Annotated in this window: 20 protein-coding genes and 1 pseudogene; 14 read left to right on the plus strand and 7 right to left on the minus strand. The window is 34.0% G+C overall.

The genetic code is table 11. From position 1 onward, the window contains the following. The first annotated feature begins 137 nt into the window (after positions 1-137). From J3T98_RS07755 to J3T98_RS07785, 7 genes and pseudogenes are all read left to right on the plus strand, one after another. Positions 138-704, plus strand: coding sequence for a pseudouridine synthase (locus tag J3T98_RS07755; protein ID WP_065733537.1), 567 nt, complete (start codon positions 138-140; stop codon positions 702-704). Between the two features lie 154 nt (positions 705-858). Further along, positions 859-1782: pseudogene (gene ftsY / locus J3T98_RS07760) on the plus strand (signal recognition particle-docking protein FtsY); the annotation flags it as partial. A gap of 9 nt (positions 1783-1791) precedes the next feature. Beyond that, a complete protein-coding gene (gene ftsE, locus J3T98_RS07765; protein ID WP_267362552.1) occupies positions 1792-2451 on the plus strand; it encodes a cell division ATP-binding protein FtsE in 660 nt (219 codons plus the stop codon). Further along, positions 2451-3419, plus strand: a complete 969-nt coding sequence (gene ftsX / locus J3T98_RS07770) for a permease-like cell division protein FtsX (RefSeq protein WP_267362553.1) — start codon at positions 2451-2453, stop codon at positions 3417-3419. The genes ftsE and ftsX overlap by 1 nt, the downstream gene beginning before the upstream one ends. Before the next feature lie 163 nt (positions 3420-3582). Continuing rightward, positions 3583-4443: an RNA polymerase sigma factor RpoH gene (rpoH, locus tag J3T98_RS07775; RefSeq protein ID WP_065733540.1), complete on the plus strand. Its 861-nt coding sequence runs from the start codon at positions 3583-3585 to the stop codon at positions 4441-4443. A gap of 168 nt (positions 4444-4611) precedes the next feature. Next, the gene (locus tag J3T98_RS07780) at positions 4612-5196 is read left to right on the plus strand and encodes a DUF2975 domain-containing protein (protein ID WP_267332154.1); all 585 of its coding nucleotides are present in this window, start codon (positions 4612-4614) and stop codon (positions 5194-5196) included. A 75-nt stretch (positions 5197-5271) separates the two neighbouring features. Then, complete coding sequence (locus J3T98_RS07785; RefSeq protein WP_065733542.1) at positions 5272-5481, plus strand: helix-turn-helix domain-containing protein; 210 nt, start codon at positions 5272-5274, stop codon at positions 5479-5481. Positions 5482-5485: 4 nt separating this feature from the next. Here J3T98_RS07785 and J3T98_RS07790 read toward each other — a convergent pair whose 3' ends face one another. Next, entirely contained in the window at positions 5486-6175 is a 690-nt protein-coding gene (locus J3T98_RS07790; protein WP_267362554.1) for an aspartate/glutamate racemase family protein, read from the minus strand. Between the two features lie 148 nt (positions 6176-6323). Here J3T98_RS07790 and J3T98_RS07795 point away from each other — a divergent pair, with 148 nt between their 5' ends. The 3 genes from J3T98_RS07795 to cobB are packed head-to-tail and all read left to right on the plus strand — an operon-like array spanning position 6324 to position 8701. Then, on the plus strand, positions 6324-7163 hold the full coding sequence (locus tag J3T98_RS07795) for a VanW family protein (protein ID WP_267362555.1): 840 nt from the start codon (positions 6324-6326) through the stop codon (positions 7161-7163). Beyond that, on the plus strand, positions 7156-7962 hold the full coding sequence (locus J3T98_RS07800) for a hypothetical protein (RefSeq protein WP_267362557.1): 807 nt from the start codon (positions 7156-7158) through the stop codon (positions 7960-7962). Before J3T98_RS07795 ends, J3T98_RS07800 begins: the two co-directional genes overlap by 8 nt. A 46-nt stretch (positions 7963-8008) precedes the next feature. Further along, positions 8009-8701, plus strand: a complete 693-nt coding sequence (cobB, locus tag J3T98_RS07805) for a Sir2 family NAD+-dependent deacetylase (protein WP_267362559.1) — start codon at positions 8009-8011, stop codon at positions 8699-8701. Here the strand turns inward: cobB and mtgA are convergent. Together mtgA and mobB are read right to left on the minus strand one after the other, a co-directional pair. Then, entirely contained in the window at positions 8698-9390 is a 693-nt protein-coding gene (gene mtgA / locus J3T98_RS07810) for a monofunctional biosynthetic peptidoglycan transglycosylase (RefSeq protein WP_065563836.1), read from the minus strand. The two genes, cobB and mtgA, sit on opposite strands and share 4 nt — an antisense overlap. Positions 9391-9435: 45 nt before the next feature. Next, positions 9436-9930 carry a molybdopterin-guanine dinucleotide biosynthesis protein B gene (mobB, locus tag J3T98_RS07815; protein ID WP_065563835.1) on the minus strand — a complete coding sequence of 165 codons (495 nt, stop codon included), beginning with the start codon at positions 9928-9930 and terminating at the stop codon, positions 9436-9438. Between the two features lie 62 nt (positions 9931-9992). Between mobB and J3T98_RS07820 the strand changes: the two genes are divergently transcribed. After that, positions 9993-11024, plus strand: coding sequence for a threonine aldolase family protein (locus J3T98_RS07820; protein ID WP_267362560.1), 1032 nt, complete (start codon positions 9993-9995; stop codon positions 11022-11024). Between the two features lie 115 nt (positions 11025-11139). Here the strand turns inward: J3T98_RS07820 and mobA are convergent, their stop codons facing one another. Then, a complete protein-coding gene (gene mobA / locus J3T98_RS07825; RefSeq protein ID WP_267362561.1) occupies positions 11140-11733 on the minus strand; it encodes a molybdenum cofactor guanylyltransferase MobA in 594 nt (197 codons plus the stop codon). A gap of 230 nt (positions 11734-11963) precedes the next feature. Between mobA and J3T98_RS07830 the strand changes: the two genes are divergently transcribed. Both J3T98_RS07830 and J3T98_RS07835 read left to right on the plus strand, forming a co-directional pair. After that, positions 11964-12233 (plus strand): YihD family protein, encoded by a 270-nt coding sequence (locus J3T98_RS07830; protein WP_267362562.1) that lies wholly within the window; start codon positions 11964-11966, stop codon positions 12231-12233. 14 nt (positions 12234-12247) lie between these two features. Next, on the plus strand, positions 12248-12991 hold the full coding sequence (locus tag J3T98_RS07835; protein WP_267362563.1) for a DsbA family protein: 744 nt from the start codon (positions 12248-12250) through the stop codon (positions 12989-12991). Positions 12992-13067: 76 nt separating this feature from the next. On the opposite strand, the gene J3T98_RS07840 is transcribed toward J3T98_RS07835, so the two are convergent. Together J3T98_RS07840 and J3T98_RS07845 are read right to left on the minus strand one after the other, a co-directional pair. Beyond that, the gene (locus J3T98_RS07840) at positions 13068-15035 is read right to left on the minus strand and encodes a MacB family efflux pump subunit (RefSeq protein ID WP_267362564.1); all 1968 of its coding nucleotides are present in this window, start codon (positions 15033-15035) and stop codon (positions 13068-13070) included. 1 nt (position 15036) lies between these two features. Then, positions 15037-16227: an efflux RND transporter periplasmic adaptor subunit gene (locus tag J3T98_RS07845; RefSeq protein ID WP_267331090.1), complete on the minus strand. Its 1191-nt coding sequence runs from the start codon at positions 16225-16227 to the stop codon at positions 15037-15039. Positions 16228-16807: 580 nt separating this feature from the next. On the opposite strand from J3T98_RS07845, the gene J3T98_RS07850 reads away from it, so the two are divergent. Next, positions 16808-17062: a YfhL family 4Fe-4S dicluster ferredoxin gene (locus J3T98_RS07850; RefSeq protein WP_065733593.1), complete on the plus strand. Its 255-nt coding sequence runs from the start codon at positions 16808-16810 to the stop codon at positions 17060-17062. Here the strand turns inward: J3T98_RS07850 and ispH are convergent. Continuing rightward, complete coding sequence (gene ispH, locus J3T98_RS07855) at positions 17059-18009, minus strand: 4-hydroxy-3-methylbut-2-enyl diphosphate reductase (protein WP_065563829.1); 951 nt, start codon at positions 18007-18009, stop codon at positions 17059-17061. The genes J3T98_RS07850 and ispH overlap by 4 nt on opposite strands. Position 18010 lies beyond the last annotated feature (1 nt).

Genomic DNA, 18010 nt, shown 5'->3' on the forward strand with positions numbered 1-18010 from the left:
GCCGTAGTGCCGATGGTAGTGTGGGTATTACCCATGTGAGAGTAGGGTGCCGCCAGACTTTTAAATTAGAGCGAAAGCCCAGCAGCAATGCTGGGCTTTTTTGCATTCTAAGGTTATTTAATTCTTCTGAGGATAGAATGAGTTCATTAATCGCTTTTAATAAACCATTTAATGTCGTGACACAGTTTTCTGCTCATGAAAAATATCAGACATTAAAAGATTATATATCCATGCCTAGATTTTATCCTGCTGGTCGTTTAGATACTGACAGTGAAGGATTATTATTACTGACCAATGATGGTAAATTGCAGTCTAAAATTAGTTCTCCAAAATTTAAATTACCTAAAACCTATTGGGTACAAGTTGAAGGGTTAATTGATAAGCAAGCGATTGATAAATTAATCAGTGGTGTACAATTAAAGGAATTTCACACCGCACCTGCAATCGTGGATTTTTTGGAAGAGCCTATTAATTTGTGGCAACGAGTCCCACCTATTCGAGAACGCAAAACAATTCCCACTTCATGGATAAGTATTACTATAACAGAAGGAAAAAATCGACAAGTTAGAAGAATGTGTGCCGCCGTTGGATTTCCTTGCTTACGTTTAATTCGAGTTCAGATTGGCAAGTATAATTTATTTACTCACAACCTACCCCAAGGCGAATGGCGATCTATTACTCTCAACGATCTTTATATTAAATAATTAAATTTAATTCACGATCCTTAAAAGATTCAAGGATCAAATAGATCAATAATATGACTCTCTTTGATCGAATACGTTGGGCTTTATAATAAAACTAAGATAAAATGATCATTGATATTGATCATGGGATAAGTTATTTATGATTGAACAAAAAAAAGAAGGTTTTTTTTCTCGTTTAAAAAAAGGTCTTTTTAAAACTAAACAAAATATAGGATCTGGTTTTCTTAGCTTATTTAAAGGAAAAAAGATCGATGATCAACTGTTTGAAGAATTAGAAGAGCAATTGATCATTGCTGATGTTGGTTTCGATACCACACAAAAATTAATAAGCACATTAACACAACAAGCTTCAAGAAAAGAATTAAAAGATGCTGATGCATTACATGATCTATTAAAAAATGAAATGAAATCTATTTTAGATGGTGCTCAACAACCTCTAAATATAGAAAGTCATAAACCTTTTGTTATATTGATGGTTGGTGTAAACGGTGTTGGAAAAACGACGACAATTGGCAAATTAGCTCGTCAATTTCAACAACAAGGTAAATCAGTTATGCTTGCAGCTGGCGATACTTTTCGCGCTGCTGCTGTTGAACAATTACAGGTTTGGGGTGAACGTAATAATATCCCAGTAATCGCACAACACATTAATGCTGATTCTGCATCGGTAATTTTTGATGCCATTCAAGCTGCAAAAGCGAAAAATATTGATGTATTAATTGCTGATACTGCAGGACGTTTGCAAAATAAATCACATCTGATGGATGAATTAAAAAAGATTGTACGAGTAATAAAAAAACAAGATGAAACTGCTCCTCACGAAATCATGTTAACAATAGATGCAGGAACAGGCCAAAATGCTATTAGCCAAACTAAATTATTTAATGAAGCTGTTGGTGTAACAGGGATGACATTGACTAAATTAGATGGTACTGCGAAAGGTGGTATTATATTCAGCATTGCTGATCAGTTTAATATTCCAATCCGTTATATCGGTGTCGGTGAAAAAATAGAAGACCTAAGACCATTTGTTGCTGATGATTTTATTAACGCACTGTTTGATGAAGCAGAAGAATAGAGATAAATCATGATTCGATTTGAACGTGTTAGTAAAGTTTATTCTGGTGGAAAGCCAGCTTTGCAAAATATAACATTTACTTTATCGCAAGGGGAAATGGTTTTCTTAACAGGCCATTCAGGTGCAGGTAAAAGCACATTAATGCGTTTGATTTGTGGTTTAGAAAAAGCGAATGATGGTAAAGTATTACTTAATGGTGTTGATGTTTCTCGTTTAAAAAAACATCAAGTGCCGTTTTTGCGTCGTACAATAGGTATGATATTTCAAGATCACCAATTATTATTAGATCATACTGTTTATGAGAATGTGGCTTTTCCATTAATCATTTTAGGAAAACCAGCCGAAGAAATTAAAAGACGAGTTTCAGCAGCATTAGATAAAGTTGGATTGATTGATAAAATGAAATTTTATCCAATACAGTTATCTGGCGGGGAGCAGCAGCGCGTAGGAATAGCTCGAGCTATTGTTAATCGCCCAACCGTATTACTTGCTGATGAACCTACTGGTAATTTAGATGATAAACTTTCAAAAGATATATTGAAATTATTTGAAGAGTTTAACCAGACTGGTGTAACTGTACTGATGGCAACGCATAACATGGGGCTTATTCGTCGAAAACACCATCGAATACTCAATTTAAATCAAGGACGTTTAGAGGTTAAAAGTTGATGATAAAGGCCAAGATTAAACCATCTAAACAAAAAAAGAATAATAGCTTTCTAGGGCGGTGGAAAAGGCAGATTGGCTATGCATGGCATAATGTATTTAACTATTTTTATCAAAATATATTTGCCTCTTTGCTGACTATTTTTGTTATTGCTATTTCAATTACTTTACCGACAATAGGCTATTTACTATTAAAAAATGCAAATCAAGCAGCAGAGCAATGGTATCCAACTCCTAACGTAACAGTTTATATAAATAAAACACTAACGCCAGAGCAAACTAATAATTTAATTGACCAATTTAAAACGATTCCTGAAGTTCAAAATGTGACTTATCTTTCTCGAGATGAAACACGCGATGAATTCAAAACTTGGTCAGGATTTGATGATGCACTTGATTTACTTGCTGACAATCCATTGCCTGCAGTTGCTATCATTTTTCCAGTTGAAGAAGCTAAGCAAACTAATAAATTACATGATCTACAAGCACAATTACGAAATATAGATGGTGTCGATGATGTACAGCTTGATGACAGCTGGTTTACGCGATTAACAGCATTAACCAATATGGTCAAATCAATAGTATGGACGATTTCAATCTTTATGATCATTGCTGTGTCACTGGTTATTGGGAATAGCATTCGGTTAAATATATTTGCTCGCAGGCAAACGATTATGGTTATGCAATTGATTGGGGCAACGGAAGGCTTTATTTTACGACCATTTTTATATAATGGTATTTTTACTGGATTAATTAGTGCTATTTTGGCTTTGGTTCTATCGAAAGTATTTATCCTTCAAATAGATTCAACCATGTTGCATGTATCGGATGTTTTTGGAACAATAGTTAATATAAATGGTCTTTCATGGGATGAAAGCTTATTAATTATCTTATTCTCGATGATTATAGGTTGGTTTTCAGCATTTATTGCTACTAAAAAGTATTTGAATAAAATGGTTATAGCTTCATAATGGTGAATTAAATATTTGCCATTTTTACCAGATCCTACATAATAAAAATTATGATAAAAATGTGAACTAAATCACTTTTTAGTGGTCTAAATTAAAAGAAAGAATTTAAATTGTTACACAAGTAAGATGTAACAAAATTAGTCTAATTTAAGGGGGGAATTAAATGAGTACTGATTTAAAAATGCAAGCAGGTGCTTTAATCCCACAAGGAAATATTGAATCATATCTTCGTATGATAAATACTTATCCGATGCTAACAGCTGAGGAAGAAAAGTCTCTAGGTGAAAGACTTTATTATCATGATGATGTTGATGCAGCAAGACAATTAATTTTGTCTCATTTACGCTTTGTTGCGCATATTGCGCGTGGATATTCTGGTTATGGTTTACCACAAGCTGATTTGATTCAAGAAGGTAACATTGGTTTAATGAAAGCGGTACGTCGTTTTAATCCAGGAATGGGAGTACGTTTAGTCTCTTTTGCGGTACACTGGATAAAAGCTGAAATTCACGAATACGTACTAAAAAACTGGCGTATTGTAAAAGTCGCAACCACTAAAGCGCAAAGAAAATTATTTTTTAATTTGAGAAAAAATAAACAACGTTTAGGTTGGTTTAATAGTGCTGAAGTTGATATGGTTGCTGATGAGCTTGGCGTAAGTCGTAAAGATGTACTAGAGATGGAATCACGAATGTCAGCGCAAGATATGTCATTTGATATTGATAGTGATGACGATGATAATTCAATTGTTGCTCCTGCGCTTTATTTAGAAGATGTTAATTCTGATTTTTCTAAATCAATTGAAAATGACAATTGGGAAAATGATGCAACTGATAAATTACATGATGCATTATCTCAATTAGACGAGCGTAGCCAAGATATTATTAAAGCGCGTTGGTTAGATGCTGATGATAGCAAATCAACATTGCAGGTTTTGGCTGATAAATATAGTGTTTCGGCTGAGCGTATACGCCAACTCGAAAAAAATGCAATGAAAAAACTACGTGTTGCTATTGAAGCATAAATAATTAGTTAATTTTTTGAAGCCTTGCCGTTAAACAGTAAGGCTTTTTTATAATCACAAATAAGTGAATAACGATAAATTATTATCGTTTCACTTTAATAAATTGTTGTTTTTTTATTTCCCTCAGCTTATACTCTATTTGGTAAATTTAACCAAAAGGAAATAAAAATGAACACAGATATAGCTAAAAATCAGACTCGCTTAAATCAATATTGTAAATTGATGTCAGTATTAATTTTGATCCCTATCTTATTATGTATGCTGATTGGAACGATATCGCCTTTGTTATTTTACTTTTTTGATAAGAACAATATTGGGTTTGGATCGGATGGATATTCTTTTTTCATTTCCACGACAATGGATGATAGCATCGACATTTCTACAGACCTAAACTTTTGGCAAGCTGCCTTAGCAACACTTATTGATACCGGCAGAATTGTTATTTTAATTTATGCTTTTAATCAACTACGATTAATGCTGGTTAATTTTGCGCAAGCAGACTATTTTTCTGTTAAATCAACAAAATACTGTTATAACTTTGGTAAATTTTTGGTGATTTGGGCGGTAATGGGCGTACTTTCAGAACCGGTAATAACGGCAATATTAAGTTACAATCAACCTGAGCGTTATTTTACGGTATCGTTTACTAGCGAAGATTTTATGACATTACTTTTAGCAATCAGTATTATGCTAATTGGTCAGATCTTAAAAAAGGCCTGTCAGATCGCTGAAGAAAATAGACAGTTTATCTAAATATGGCATATAAATAATAACGTTGAGTACGATACAATGACGTTAACCTAGAAAACGATTTAATAGGATCTTAATGTGGCAATTATTATAAATTTAGATGTAATGCTGGCTAAACGCAAAGTTAAATCCAAAGACTTGGCAGCCGCAATCGGTATTACTGAACAAAATTTATCATTACTAAAGCAAGGTAAAGTAAAAGGATTCAGACTGGCAACCCTCGAGGCAATCTGTAAACACTTAGATTGCCAACCGGGTGATATATTAGAATATACTGATAAAGAGTAAATGATTAACTTATTGCAAATAAGGCGGCTTCCTCGGCATGCAATAAAGCGGTATCAAAAAATGGCGTCAGGCAATCTGCCTGTTGGATTAACAAGCCAATTTCAGTGCAACCCAGTATAACGCCTTGTGCTCCTTGCTTAACAAGTTTATCAATAATATCAAGATAAGCTTGTTTAGCGCTTGGCTTAATTATGCCATGGCAGAGTTCATCATAGATAATTTGATTGATGATCATTCTATCTTGCTCATCGGGAATAAGCACTTTTAAACCTTTATTAATCAGTTTTGATTTATAAAAGTCTTGTTCCATCGTATATTTTGTTCCAAGTAAAGCAACGGTTTGAATATTTTCTTTGATTAAGTGCTGTGCCGTAACATCAGCAATATGAAGAATGGGAATATCAATGGCAGCTTTAATCTGATCTGCGACTTTATGCATAGTATTAGTACAAATCACGATGAAATCTGCCCCAGCTAATGCTAGTCTTTTCGCTGCATCAATTAAAATAAGCGCACTTTTATCCCACTCACCATTGGCTTGGCAATGTTCAATTTCTTGAAAGTCTACACTATATAAAAGCGTTTTCGCTGAATGTAATCCCCCTAATGATTGTCCTACCATTTGATTGATCACTTGATAATAAGTTACGGTACTTTCCCAGCTCATTCCACCGATTAAACCTATTGTTTTCATTTTATTCATCCTTAACGTACTAAATCATAATACAACTTCTTTAAGATAGATTTTAATTTATTATTAAAAGTTTATGTATCTCTTCTCTCAAAAAGATAGTACTAATGTTATAATTTATCTTATTGGAATTTAAGATAAAAAACAATTAATGTCTAAACCTTTATCCAGTTATCATCCCTTACTTTATTGGTTAAGGGTAAATCAGCGTCGCTTGTTTCGTCATTTGTTTTGGTATTGTTCTTCACGTCAATATAGCTTAAAACGTAGTCATGATTTACGTTTACCTTTTCGCTATAAAAAACATACCTCTAAATTAATATGTCGATTGGGTAACAGCGATATTCAGCTTCAATACAATAAAGTCACAAACCTAAAAATTGCCGTTGATTCGTTAAATGGAATCTTAATTAAACCTGGTGAATATTTCTCGTTTTGCCGATTAGTCGGAAAACCAACTAAAAAGCGAGGATTTTTGAATGGAATGGAACTTTCATTTGGTGTAGCTCGTTCCGGTATTGGTGGTGGTATATGCCAGATTAGTAATCTAATTCATTGGTTAGCTCTCCATTCAGAACTCCAAATAGTTGAACGAGCAAATCATAGCTTTGATCCTTTTCCTGATGATGGTCGAGTGTTGCCTTTTGGTTCGGGTGCCGCTGTTTTTTATAATTATATTGATCTTATTATTTATAATCCTACCGATAAAACATTTCAAATTATGCTTTATGTTGGAGAGCACCAACTAGAAGGTGAGCTATTATGTGATGAAGAAAGACTATACAGCTATCATGTTTATGAAAAGCAGCATGCCTTTATTAAAAGGCAAGGTGTTATCTATAGAAAAAATGAAATCTGGAGAGATACCATGACCAAAAACAATGTCGGTGGTGCCCCGGTATGTATTCGTTCTGAAATGATGTATAAAAATAATGTAATTGTAAAATACGAAGTGAATGGAGATTTGATAATAAATGGAGAAAATGAGTAAATATCTATTATTAATACCAATAATGTGTTTAGTTTTATCTTTTTCATGTTTTGCTGATTCAAAAGTGATTCATGTTGTTGTCGCTTTATGTGATAACAAATATCAGCGAATAGCTCCGGTTCCTAAAGCAATTGGTAATGGTCAAGATCCAAAAAATAATCTTTATTGGGGGGCGGCCTATGGTTTTAAAACCTATTTTGATAAACAAAAAGAGTGGCAACAGATAAAAATAAATAAACCAGAGAATAGTAAAATTTTGGAAGAAATAATTTATAAACATAAAACAAAAGATGTCTATATTATAGCACAGGCTTATGATGGTAAATATATTGATGATGCTGTTAATGATTTTATAACCTATTCAGCTGGGAAGAAAGAAGCGTCTTATTCAATCGATAATACTCAAATTATCGCAGGGGGAAAAGCCAATTTAGTTATTTATATTGGTCATGACTCCTTAATGGAGTGGTCATGGCGAAATTATTTACCCGATAATTTACGCTGGGACACTTTGCCCAAAAATGTACAAGAAAAACAAAAATCACGCTATGCAGCAGTATTTGCTTGTAAAAGTCAGAAATATTTTACACCACCACTATCTCGTTTAGGTATTAACCCGTTGATCTTAACCTTGCACCGTATGGCGCCAGAAGCTTATAGTATTCATGCTATGATCAATAGTTGGTTGGATGGTAAATCAAAAGATGAAATAAAATTTGAAGTAGCAACAGCTTATAGTCAATATCAAAAGTTAAGCAAACCAGCCTTACATATATTTACGACAGAATATAGTCAATAATCTGTTTCATTGATAATAAGGCTTATTAATAAGAAGGAAGATAGATATGCTGCAAAAACCTAAATTTGTTATCTTAACTGGTGCGGGTATTTCTGCGGAATCTGGACTATCGACATTCCGTGCACAAAATGGATTGTGGGAAGGGTATGATGTTAATGATGTTGCAACCTATGAAGGTTATAGTCGCGATCCCATTGCGGTCCATTCTTTCTATAATATGCTACGAAAAAAATTACAAAGCCCTGAGGTAAAACCAAACTTAGCGCATTTTGCTTTAGCTGAGCTTGAACATAAGCTCGGCAGTGAAAATGTATTAATTGTGACACAAAATGTTGATAATCTTCATGAGCGGGCGGGTTCTAAAAATATTATTCACATGCATGGCGAATTATTGAAAGTTCGTAATGAGCAAACCGGGCAAATTATTGATTGTCATCAAGATGTGGATTATGTAAAAAATAAGCTTATTCGTCCTCACATAGTATGGTTTGGTGAAATCCCATTAGAGATGAATAAAATTTACCATGCGCTTTCACAAGCTGACTATTTTATTTCGATTGGTACATCGGGCAATGTTTACCCGGCAGCGGGTTTTGTAGAGGTTGCTAATCAATCGGGGGCAAAAACTGTTGAGCTCAATTTAGAGCAGAGTTTGGGGGAAAGTTTATTTCAAACCAAAATTTACGGCCCAGCAAGTAAAATTGTGCCTGAATTTGTAGAAACATTAAGCGTTAATTAATTAAGTTTCTTCAAATATTTTTTCGTATCTAAATTTTCCATTTGGCCTAGGATCCATTTTGCTTTTTTTTGTGTAAGGATATTAGGATTAACTGGACTCCATTTTCTAGGATTAGGTAAAATTGCAGCCAGTAAACTAGCTTGCTCTTTGGTTAATTGCTTTGCACTGACACCAAAGTAGTGGCGTGAAGCGGCCTCAATACCAAAAATCCCTTCCCCCCATTCAACGCTATTTAAATAAATCTCAAGTGTCCGTTGCTTTGACCAAATAAGCTCAATCCAAACTGTGAACCATGATTCAACACCTTTGCGGATCCAATTTCGCGATGACCATAAAAAAATATTTTTCGCAACTTGCTGAGTGATGGTACTGGCGCCACGGATTTTTCTATTATTTTTATTATAATTTAGCGCACGGTTTATTGCCTTAAAATCAAATCCCCAATGATTGGCAAATTGCTGATCTTCAGCAGCTATAACGGCAATCTTAATATTATCTGAAATTTGATCCCAATCTTTCCAAATTCGTTGTTGATTAATATTCCAGTTAGCGATCTTTCTTTCGACCATCAGCATGGAACCCCAAGGATTAACCCAACGCATAAGCAGAATAAGAAAAACAGAGAAAAGCATTAATCCAATTAGGACTTTCTTGGCAATGCTTATAGTTTTTCTTAGTCGAAATTTCATAATGATAATATTAGTTAAAAAAACAGTTAAGTAAAATACGATATATTAACGGCAAAATAAATAATTATTTATAAAATTCACAATTTGCTCTGGTTGATTAATATCTAATACAGGTAAAGATGTTATTAACGGCTCATCGCTAGCAACAGCAATGGTGAAATCATCAATAAATAATGGTTTTTGACATTGTTTTAGATGACACATAATTTTAGGAATTTGTTCATCTTTAAATCCCTCAATTAATATCACATCAACATCGGTAAACCGATTAATAAGCGTTTTTAGATCTGCTGGGGTATCTGGTGTTTCTTCAATCAATGCGTAACGTTTATCGCAGGCAACAATAGTTTGTAATGCCCCCGATTTGCGTAGCTCATAACTATCTTTACCAGGGATATCTAACTCAATATCATGATGGGCATGTTTTAATGAACCTACTTTAATATTTTGCAAAACCATTAACTGAATAATCTTTTTTAGCAAAGTGGTTTTACCACATCCACTATATCCAGTAATACCAATAATTTTTTTATTATTCATAGATTCTCAACAATAACGTGCTATATTTAAACGTAAATATTATTTTATACAAGATTAATGATATGTACGATTTTTTAAATGATTATAATCAAACAGTACACCCTAAATTGTTAGAAGAATTTATCAATATCAATAATAAAAAGTTGATTGGATATGGCTTAGATGATTGTTGTAATGATGCAATCGATCAGATTAGGAAAAGATTAAAATCCCCGAATGCAGACATACATTTTATGGCTGGTGGGACAATTACCAATTTAACAACCATTTCACATATGCTAAAACCATATCAGGCTGTGATTGCAGCGGAAACCGGACACATCAATGTGCATGAAACGGGTGCAATTGAAGCCACAGGGCATAAGGTTGTAACGGTGAAAACTGAAGATGGAAAATTAACACCAGAATCCATAAAACCTGTTTTAGATTATCATTGTGACGAGCACATGGTCCAACCAAAGCTCATATACATTTCCAACACTACCGAATTAGGTACCCTATATACCAAACAAGAGCTAAAAAAACTGTATCAATTTTGTCAAAAAAATCATTTATATCTTTATTTAGATGGTGCGCGTTTAGCTATGGCATTAGGCGCTAAAGATAATGACATTACTTTCCCTGATTTAGCCAAATATACCGATGTATTTTATATTGGTGGCACTAAAGTTGGTGGTTTTGCTGGTGAAGCGTTGGTATTTAATAATCATAATATTAATCGCGACTTCCGTTTTAATATGAAACAAAAAGGAGCAATATTAGCTAAAAGTTGGATTATAGCTGTACAATTTAAAGCGTTAATGCAAAATAACCTTTATCTTTCATTAGGCAAACATAGCAATATGATGGCTGAAAAACTTACAAACTTATTTGAAAATGAGGGATTCACCTTTGCAGCCAAACCACAAACCAACCAGCTGTTTGTCAATTTACCGAATCAATTAGCCAAAAAAATTACTTCACGTTATGCTGTGGATAATTTAGGGCAAAGTGATCCAAACCATATTTGTTTACGTTTTTGCACTTCGTGGTCAACACAAGAAGTTGAAATAGAAAGCTTTGCTCAAGAATTAAAAAAATTGCTTAAAAAATGACAGTAAGTTTTTATCTATCAAACTGTTAATAATTAAAATATAAAAAAAGTTGAGGAACGGGGTTTTTAAACAAAAAAATCAATAAGCTAATGCATAAAAAGGCCCGATTTGTGATTTATTTATTCGCCTCAATTGCCAAATTGGCACTTTCTAGCATATCAACTGTATTAATATTGATAAAACTAGTAGGCGTATCGCTAAAATCAACAGCAGTTGCATGAATCTTCTTTAAAAACAGCATCAGTTTGCGATCACCGTTTTCTAAATATTTTTTTAGTTGAGCAATGACAGATTTATTGATTAATAAAATGGTTGGATGATTATCCTTACCATCAAAAGGAAAAATAGCTTGATGAGTAGCTGAAAATTTTGCTAATCGAGCGAGCAAATCATCTGGTAAAAAAGGGGTATCACAACTAACAAATAAGTTCCAATCTGTATTGCTTCGTAATAAGCCACTATAGATTCCGGCAAGCGGCCCTAAAAATCCTTTTAAATCATCACCAAAAATAGGGTAGTTTAGCGAGCCATACTGATCAGCATGCTGATTACAATTAATCATTATAAAATCGACTTGAGGTTTGATGTGATCAATTACATGTTGAAAAAGTGGTTTCCCAGCTAATAACATCAAGCCTTTATCCACACCATTCATGCGGTTACTCTGACCACCAGCTAAAATAATAGCAGTAATAGGCAGTTTTTCCATAAATTCTTTCTCTTTTACATTGCCAAAAAGCAAAATAACATTACTATATAGCAAAGTTATTTTTTAGACATAAAAAATATATGTTTATGAATCTCTCTAAATGGACAATTGAAATTTAAAGCCGAGTATATACTAGAAGCTTATTAATATATAGATTGTAAAGTAAAGATTAACATAAAGGTTTATGTCATCACCTATCAACTTAGTTGAATAATTAAAAGGTAGTTATTATGAAATGTCATCGTATTGATGAGTTAATTGAGTTATTACAACCAGCTTGGGAAAATGATTCAGATCTCAATTTATTACAGCTTTTAGATAAATTGGGTAAAGAAGCTGGTTTTGAGGGTAATTTAAAAGATCTTAGTGATGAAGTTTTAATTTATCATTTAAAAATGCGTAATTCAGATAAAAACGAAGCTATACCTGGATTAAAAAAAGATTATGAAGATGATTTTAAATCAGCAATATTAAAAGCTCGCGGAATTATTAAAGAATAAGGAGAATAAATTAAATGAAAAAAACGCTTATTGCTATTGGAGTATTATTAACTTCTATAACCTGTTTTGCGCAAGAAGCGCCGGCAGATAATAAAAATGATACTCAACCAACTACAGCAAATGTTGCTGAGCAATTAAAACCGATTGAACAAGGTGAACAATATGGTGTTTTACCATTTGAACCCTCTCCAGATAAAGAAGTTGTAGAGTTTTTCTCATTCAATTGTCCTAGCTGTTTTAAATTTGAAAGCGAATATCATGCAACAGACGCGATTGCTAAAGCTTTACCAAATGGTACTAAATTTAAACGTTACCATTTAGAAAATTTTGGTCCATTAGCTAAAGAGCTAGCTGAAGCATGGGCGGTGGCTAATGTATTAGGTATTGAAGATAAAGTGTCAGATGCTCTTTATAAAGCAGTGCAAACCGAGCGTAAATTAAAAACTGCTGATGATATTAAAGCTGTCTTTGCTGACTTAGGTGTTGATGCTGAACAGTTTGATAAAACCAAACAAAGTTTTTTAGTTAAAGCGTTTATGACACAACAAACTGAGGCCTATAATCAATTAACACCGGAGTCAATTCCAACTGTTGTGGTTAATCGTAAGTTTTTTGTGAACTCGCGTGGTCTTAATACTAAAAATACCACTGATTATGTCAAAGATTATGCGAGAGTTACTGCCTACTTAGTGGATTTAGATCCGCATGTTAAGGTAGAAAACGATAAAAAAACTGAAAGTGAAGAACAAAATAATTAATTTTTAAACAGTTATTAACAAATTGTCATCCCTTTGCAGTTTATCGTGCAAAGGGATTTTATTTTAACAGCGCTTTTTATTCTCTTTCTAATGCATAAATTGGATCAAGTTTTGCGGCTCGTTTTGCTGGAAAATACCCAAAAATTATGCCAATTATACTTGAACAGCTAAAGGCAGCAATAATTGAAATGATTGAAAAACGCATTGCAAATATTGTGACAAAATAATTAAAAATTCCACCGACCATAAATGATAATAAAATACCTAATGTTCCGCCGATTAGACACACTAATACTGCTTCGATTAAAAACTGTTGCAGTATATCACTTGAACGTGCACCCACTGCCATGCGTACGCCAATTTCTCGGGTTCTTTCTGTGACGGATACTAGCATGATATTCATAACACCAATCCCACCCACTAACAGTGAGATAAATGCAATGGCTGAGATTAATAATGTTAATAGCCAAGCCGAAGAATTAACCGTTTCACGGATGCTATCTGAATTAAAGATAAAAAAGTCTTTAACACCATGCCGTTGTATCATGATTTTATTAATCGCTTGTTCAGCAACTGATAAATCAACATTATCATTAATCCGAACCGTAATACTTCTTAACGATGTTTGTCCAACCATGCGATTAATGACAGTGGTATAAGGTAACCAGATATTAAGACTCTCATTATTACCAAATCCCTGTTGTTGTTTGGCGGCAACACCGATTATTCTTACCGGTAATTGACCCACCATAAGAATTTTTCCAATTGGATTTTCATTCTTAAATAACTGTTTAACGGTATTTTCATCGATAACGGCATCTTGTGCTGATGATGCAACACTAGCTTGGTCAAAAGCAATACCTTGGGTGATGTTATAACCACGAACGGCAAAAAATTGCTCTCCCACACCATTTACTGTACCAGTCATCGCCAAATTTTTGACTCGAAAATAGACTGATGTTGCCAGATTTGGGGTCGTGCTATGAACAAAATTCTGTTTCGCTAAAAAGTCAGCATCGGATGAGCGAAGGGTGGTAATTTTATCTGCATTACGATCCCCAAATCCGCTACCGGGATAAATCTCTAGCGTGCTTGTTCCTAATGAGTTTATATTCGAGAGTATTTTTTGTTTTGTGCCTTCTCCTAATGCAACCATAGAAACGACAGAGGCTATGCCAATGATGATACCAAGCATGGTTAGAAAAGTGCGTAATCGTTGAGAACGCATCGACAATATCGCCATATTAAAGGCGTCTCGAAAACGATTGTATTTAGCTTGAAAGTTGTCTTGGGTTTTAGTGGTTTCAATCTGTTTAACTTGGCGATTATCTTTTTTTTCTTCTACCTGATAATTAGGATTGATTGAATCTGAGATAATATTTCCGTCACTGATTTCAATAATTCGCTCTGCACTTTGGGCAATATTGCTATCATGCGTTACAATAATCACCGTATGCCCTTGTTTATGAAGTTCTCGCAAGATAGCCATAACTTCTAATCCGCTTTTACGGTCAAGTGCGCCTGTTGGTTCATCTGCTAAAATAACTTGTCCGCCATTTATTAAGGCTCGAGCAATACTGACACGCTGTTGTTGACCTCCTGATAATTGACTGGGTTTATTACTAATTTTATCTTCAAGCCCTAAACGCGTTAATATTTCAATAGCTCGTTTTTTTCGTTGTTCATTAGTGATTCCTGCATAAATGGCGGGAATTTCAACGTTACCTTGTGCAGTTAAGGCGCTTAATAAATGATAGCGTTGAAAGATAAATCCAAAATGTTCACGACGTAATTCAGCTAATTCATCGGGTGATAATTTATTGGTGGTACGACCTCCAATGGTATAGCCCCCCGAGCTTGGTTTATCTAAACAACCTAAAATATTCATTAACGTCGATTTGCCTGAGCCAGATGCACCAATAATGGCAACCATTTCACCGGCATTAATCGTTAAATTGATATTTTTAAGCACTTGTATGGTTGAATCACCGGCTGGAAATTCACGAACAATATTTTCAAGTTTGATAAGTGGATTATTTGTCATATCAAAATCTTATCCTCGGCGTGCGTCCATTAGGATTAAATAATGCGCCATTGTTACTACCAATAATGACGACTTCACCTTCTTTAAGTCCCGATTTGATTTCCACATTGATATTATTATTGATACCTAGACTGACTTCTCGTTCTTCAACATTATTATGTTGATCAAGTAGATAAATAATCGCTTTATTATCTGCTAAATTTTTTTGAACAGCTTGGGATGGAATAGTCAGTACATTTTTCGCTTCAGCTAACACAATATATACTTGAGCTGTCATTGAAATACGTAAAAGATGATCAGGATTATCAACATCAAATAATCCATTGTAATAAATTGCGCTTTTGGAGGTAGATGATGAGCTTAACGTAGAGTTTTCGCTATTAATTGAGTCAGGTGCAGGCTCAATCGATCTTAATGTTAATCCCTCAAACCGCTTGTTTGGTTGTCCTAATATAGTGAAATAAACGGGCATACCTTTTTTAACACCAATAACATCGGCTTCCGAAATTTGTGCTTCAATGGTCATTTTATCCAATTGAGCGACTTTAACGATAGTCGGAGCACTTTGTACCGAGTTTACCGTTTGCCCTTGGTCGACAGGAATGGCAACAATAACACCATCAATTGGTGAGCGTATTTTGGTATAACCTAAATTAACTTTTGCAGTATCAACTGCCACTTGAGCGCTAACAATATCTGCATCAAGCGCTGCAATATCAGCTTTGATTGCATCAAGATCGGCTTTTGCTGAATCTAAATCTGATTGGACACCAACCCCTTTTTTAACTAGTTTTAATTGGCGTTCATAAGTTAGTTGATAGTTAACTAATTTTGCTTGCTTAGATGTACGCTGAGCTTCCAAGCTGTTTAATTTTGCTTCAGATTGTTTGAGATCGTTACTTTGTTTAAGATCATCAATCTCAGCTATCATATCTCCCTGCTTAACTTCATCGCCAAGTTCAACATACAATTTTTTGATTTGTCCAGAAACTTGTGCACCAACACTAACTTGTTTAAAAGCGCTTATAGTGCCATCAGCAAGAACCGTTTTCTCAACATTCCCTTTTGTTACTGGTGACGTAATATAATTAACGGCCTGCTCTGAAGGAAAAAAAATTAATTTTCCTAGATAAAGCACAACTAAAGTGGCAATAAAGATAACGATATATTTGAATCTAAAGAATTTTGCCAATTTTTCATCCTTTCGTTTTTGTTATTTTTTGAGCATTGTATCGTATTAATTTCATTTGCAATGATAACTAAAGATAATAAATTGTAATTTTTATGAAAATTTTTAACTGTATTAAAGATATTTCTGAATTGATAGAAAAAATCACCTTTCTTTCAATATGTACTTAAAAATTTAATTATAAATATCATTAGATAATCATACATAGGAATACCTGTTTATTGCACAAAAGAAGTAAGCAATTCCTAATTAACTTACTAATGAAAATTAGTGAAGCTTTGAGCCGTTCCTTTGTTCAATTTACTAATAAAACTATTTTCGCGTCAAGCTGATAAGTTTCTAAAATAATTCTAAAATTCCAATAACTATTTAGGTGGATAATCTGATTAGGAACACTTATTTTGATATGCATTAGGCGTTAATTTCCAAATTTATGCAATTTTAGACCTTCAAAAACCCCGTTCCTCAAAATTTTTTGCAAAAGTTTTGTCAATACTCAATGTAAATGTAGATCCGTATTAGGATTTATTTAGGATTGCGTTATAATGGCGCAAATTTTTTATTCGTTAAAGATATTGTAGCAATGGCGTTAAAAATAACTGATAAGTGTATTAATTGTGATATGTGTGAACCTGAATGTCCAAATGAGGCCATTTCAATGGGGTTCGATACTTATGAAATTGATCCAAATAAATGCACTGAGTGTGTCGGTTATTATGATCATTCTACCTGTCAACGCGTCTGTCCAATTCAAAATGCGATTATTGCTGATCCAGAGCATGTCGAAACCCAAGAAGAGTTATTAGAAAAATTTAAGCAACTAACACATGCTTCTTAATCAGTTGTTTTAACTTCTATACGTAACTCTTTGGGAATTTCAAAAGTAATATTTTCTGAAATACCTTCGGTTTCAATCATTGATGTGCAACCTAAACTTTTTAGATGCTCAATAACTTGTTTAACTAAAATTTCTGGGGCAGAAGCGCCAGCGGTGACACCAATAGTTTGAGCATTTTCTAGCCATTTAAGATTGATGTCTGAGGCGTAGTCGATTAAGTAGGCATTTTTGCTGTTTCGTCTTGCAAGCTCTGCTAATCGACTGGAGTTTGATGAATTTTTAGATCCAACCACTAAGACAATATCGGCTTGAGATGATAACTGCTTAACTGCTTGTTGGCGGTTAGTTGTGGCATAACAAATATCGTTTTTACGAGGGCTACGAATATTGGGAAATCGATTTTTTAACGCTTCAATGATTTCTGCGGTATCATCAACCGATAAGGTTGTTTGTGTTGTAAAACAGAGATGATTGTCATTTTTTACTTGCAAGTTTTGTACATCTTTAATTGATTCGACTAAATAGATTCCACCTGCTGGATTACTATATTGTCCCATCGTGCCATCTACTTCAATATGGCCAGCATGACCAATAAGAATAACCTCTTCACCTCGATAGCTTGCTCTGGCGACTTCCATATGAACTTTAGTTACTAAAGGGCATGTTGCATCGAATATTCGTAGCTGACGACGTTTGGCCTCATCACGAACTGTTTTAGATACCCCATGGGCAGAAAAAATAAGGATACTATCGTCTGGGACATCATTGAGATCTTCGATAAATATTGCGCCAAGTTCTTTAAGACGGTTAACTACGTAGCGATTATGTACAACTTCATGGCGAACATAAACAGGAGCACCAAATAGCTCAAGCGCGCGTTCAACGATAGTAATAGCTCGATCTACTCCAGCACAAAAGCCACGAGGATTAGCGAGTATAATCTGCATA

This window comes from Gilliamella sp. B2772, assembly GCF_026536985.1.
In the GTDB taxonomy this organism is placed as follows: Bacteria; Pseudomonadota; Gammaproteobacteria; order Enterobacterales; family Orbaceae; genus Gilliamella; species Gilliamella apicola_E.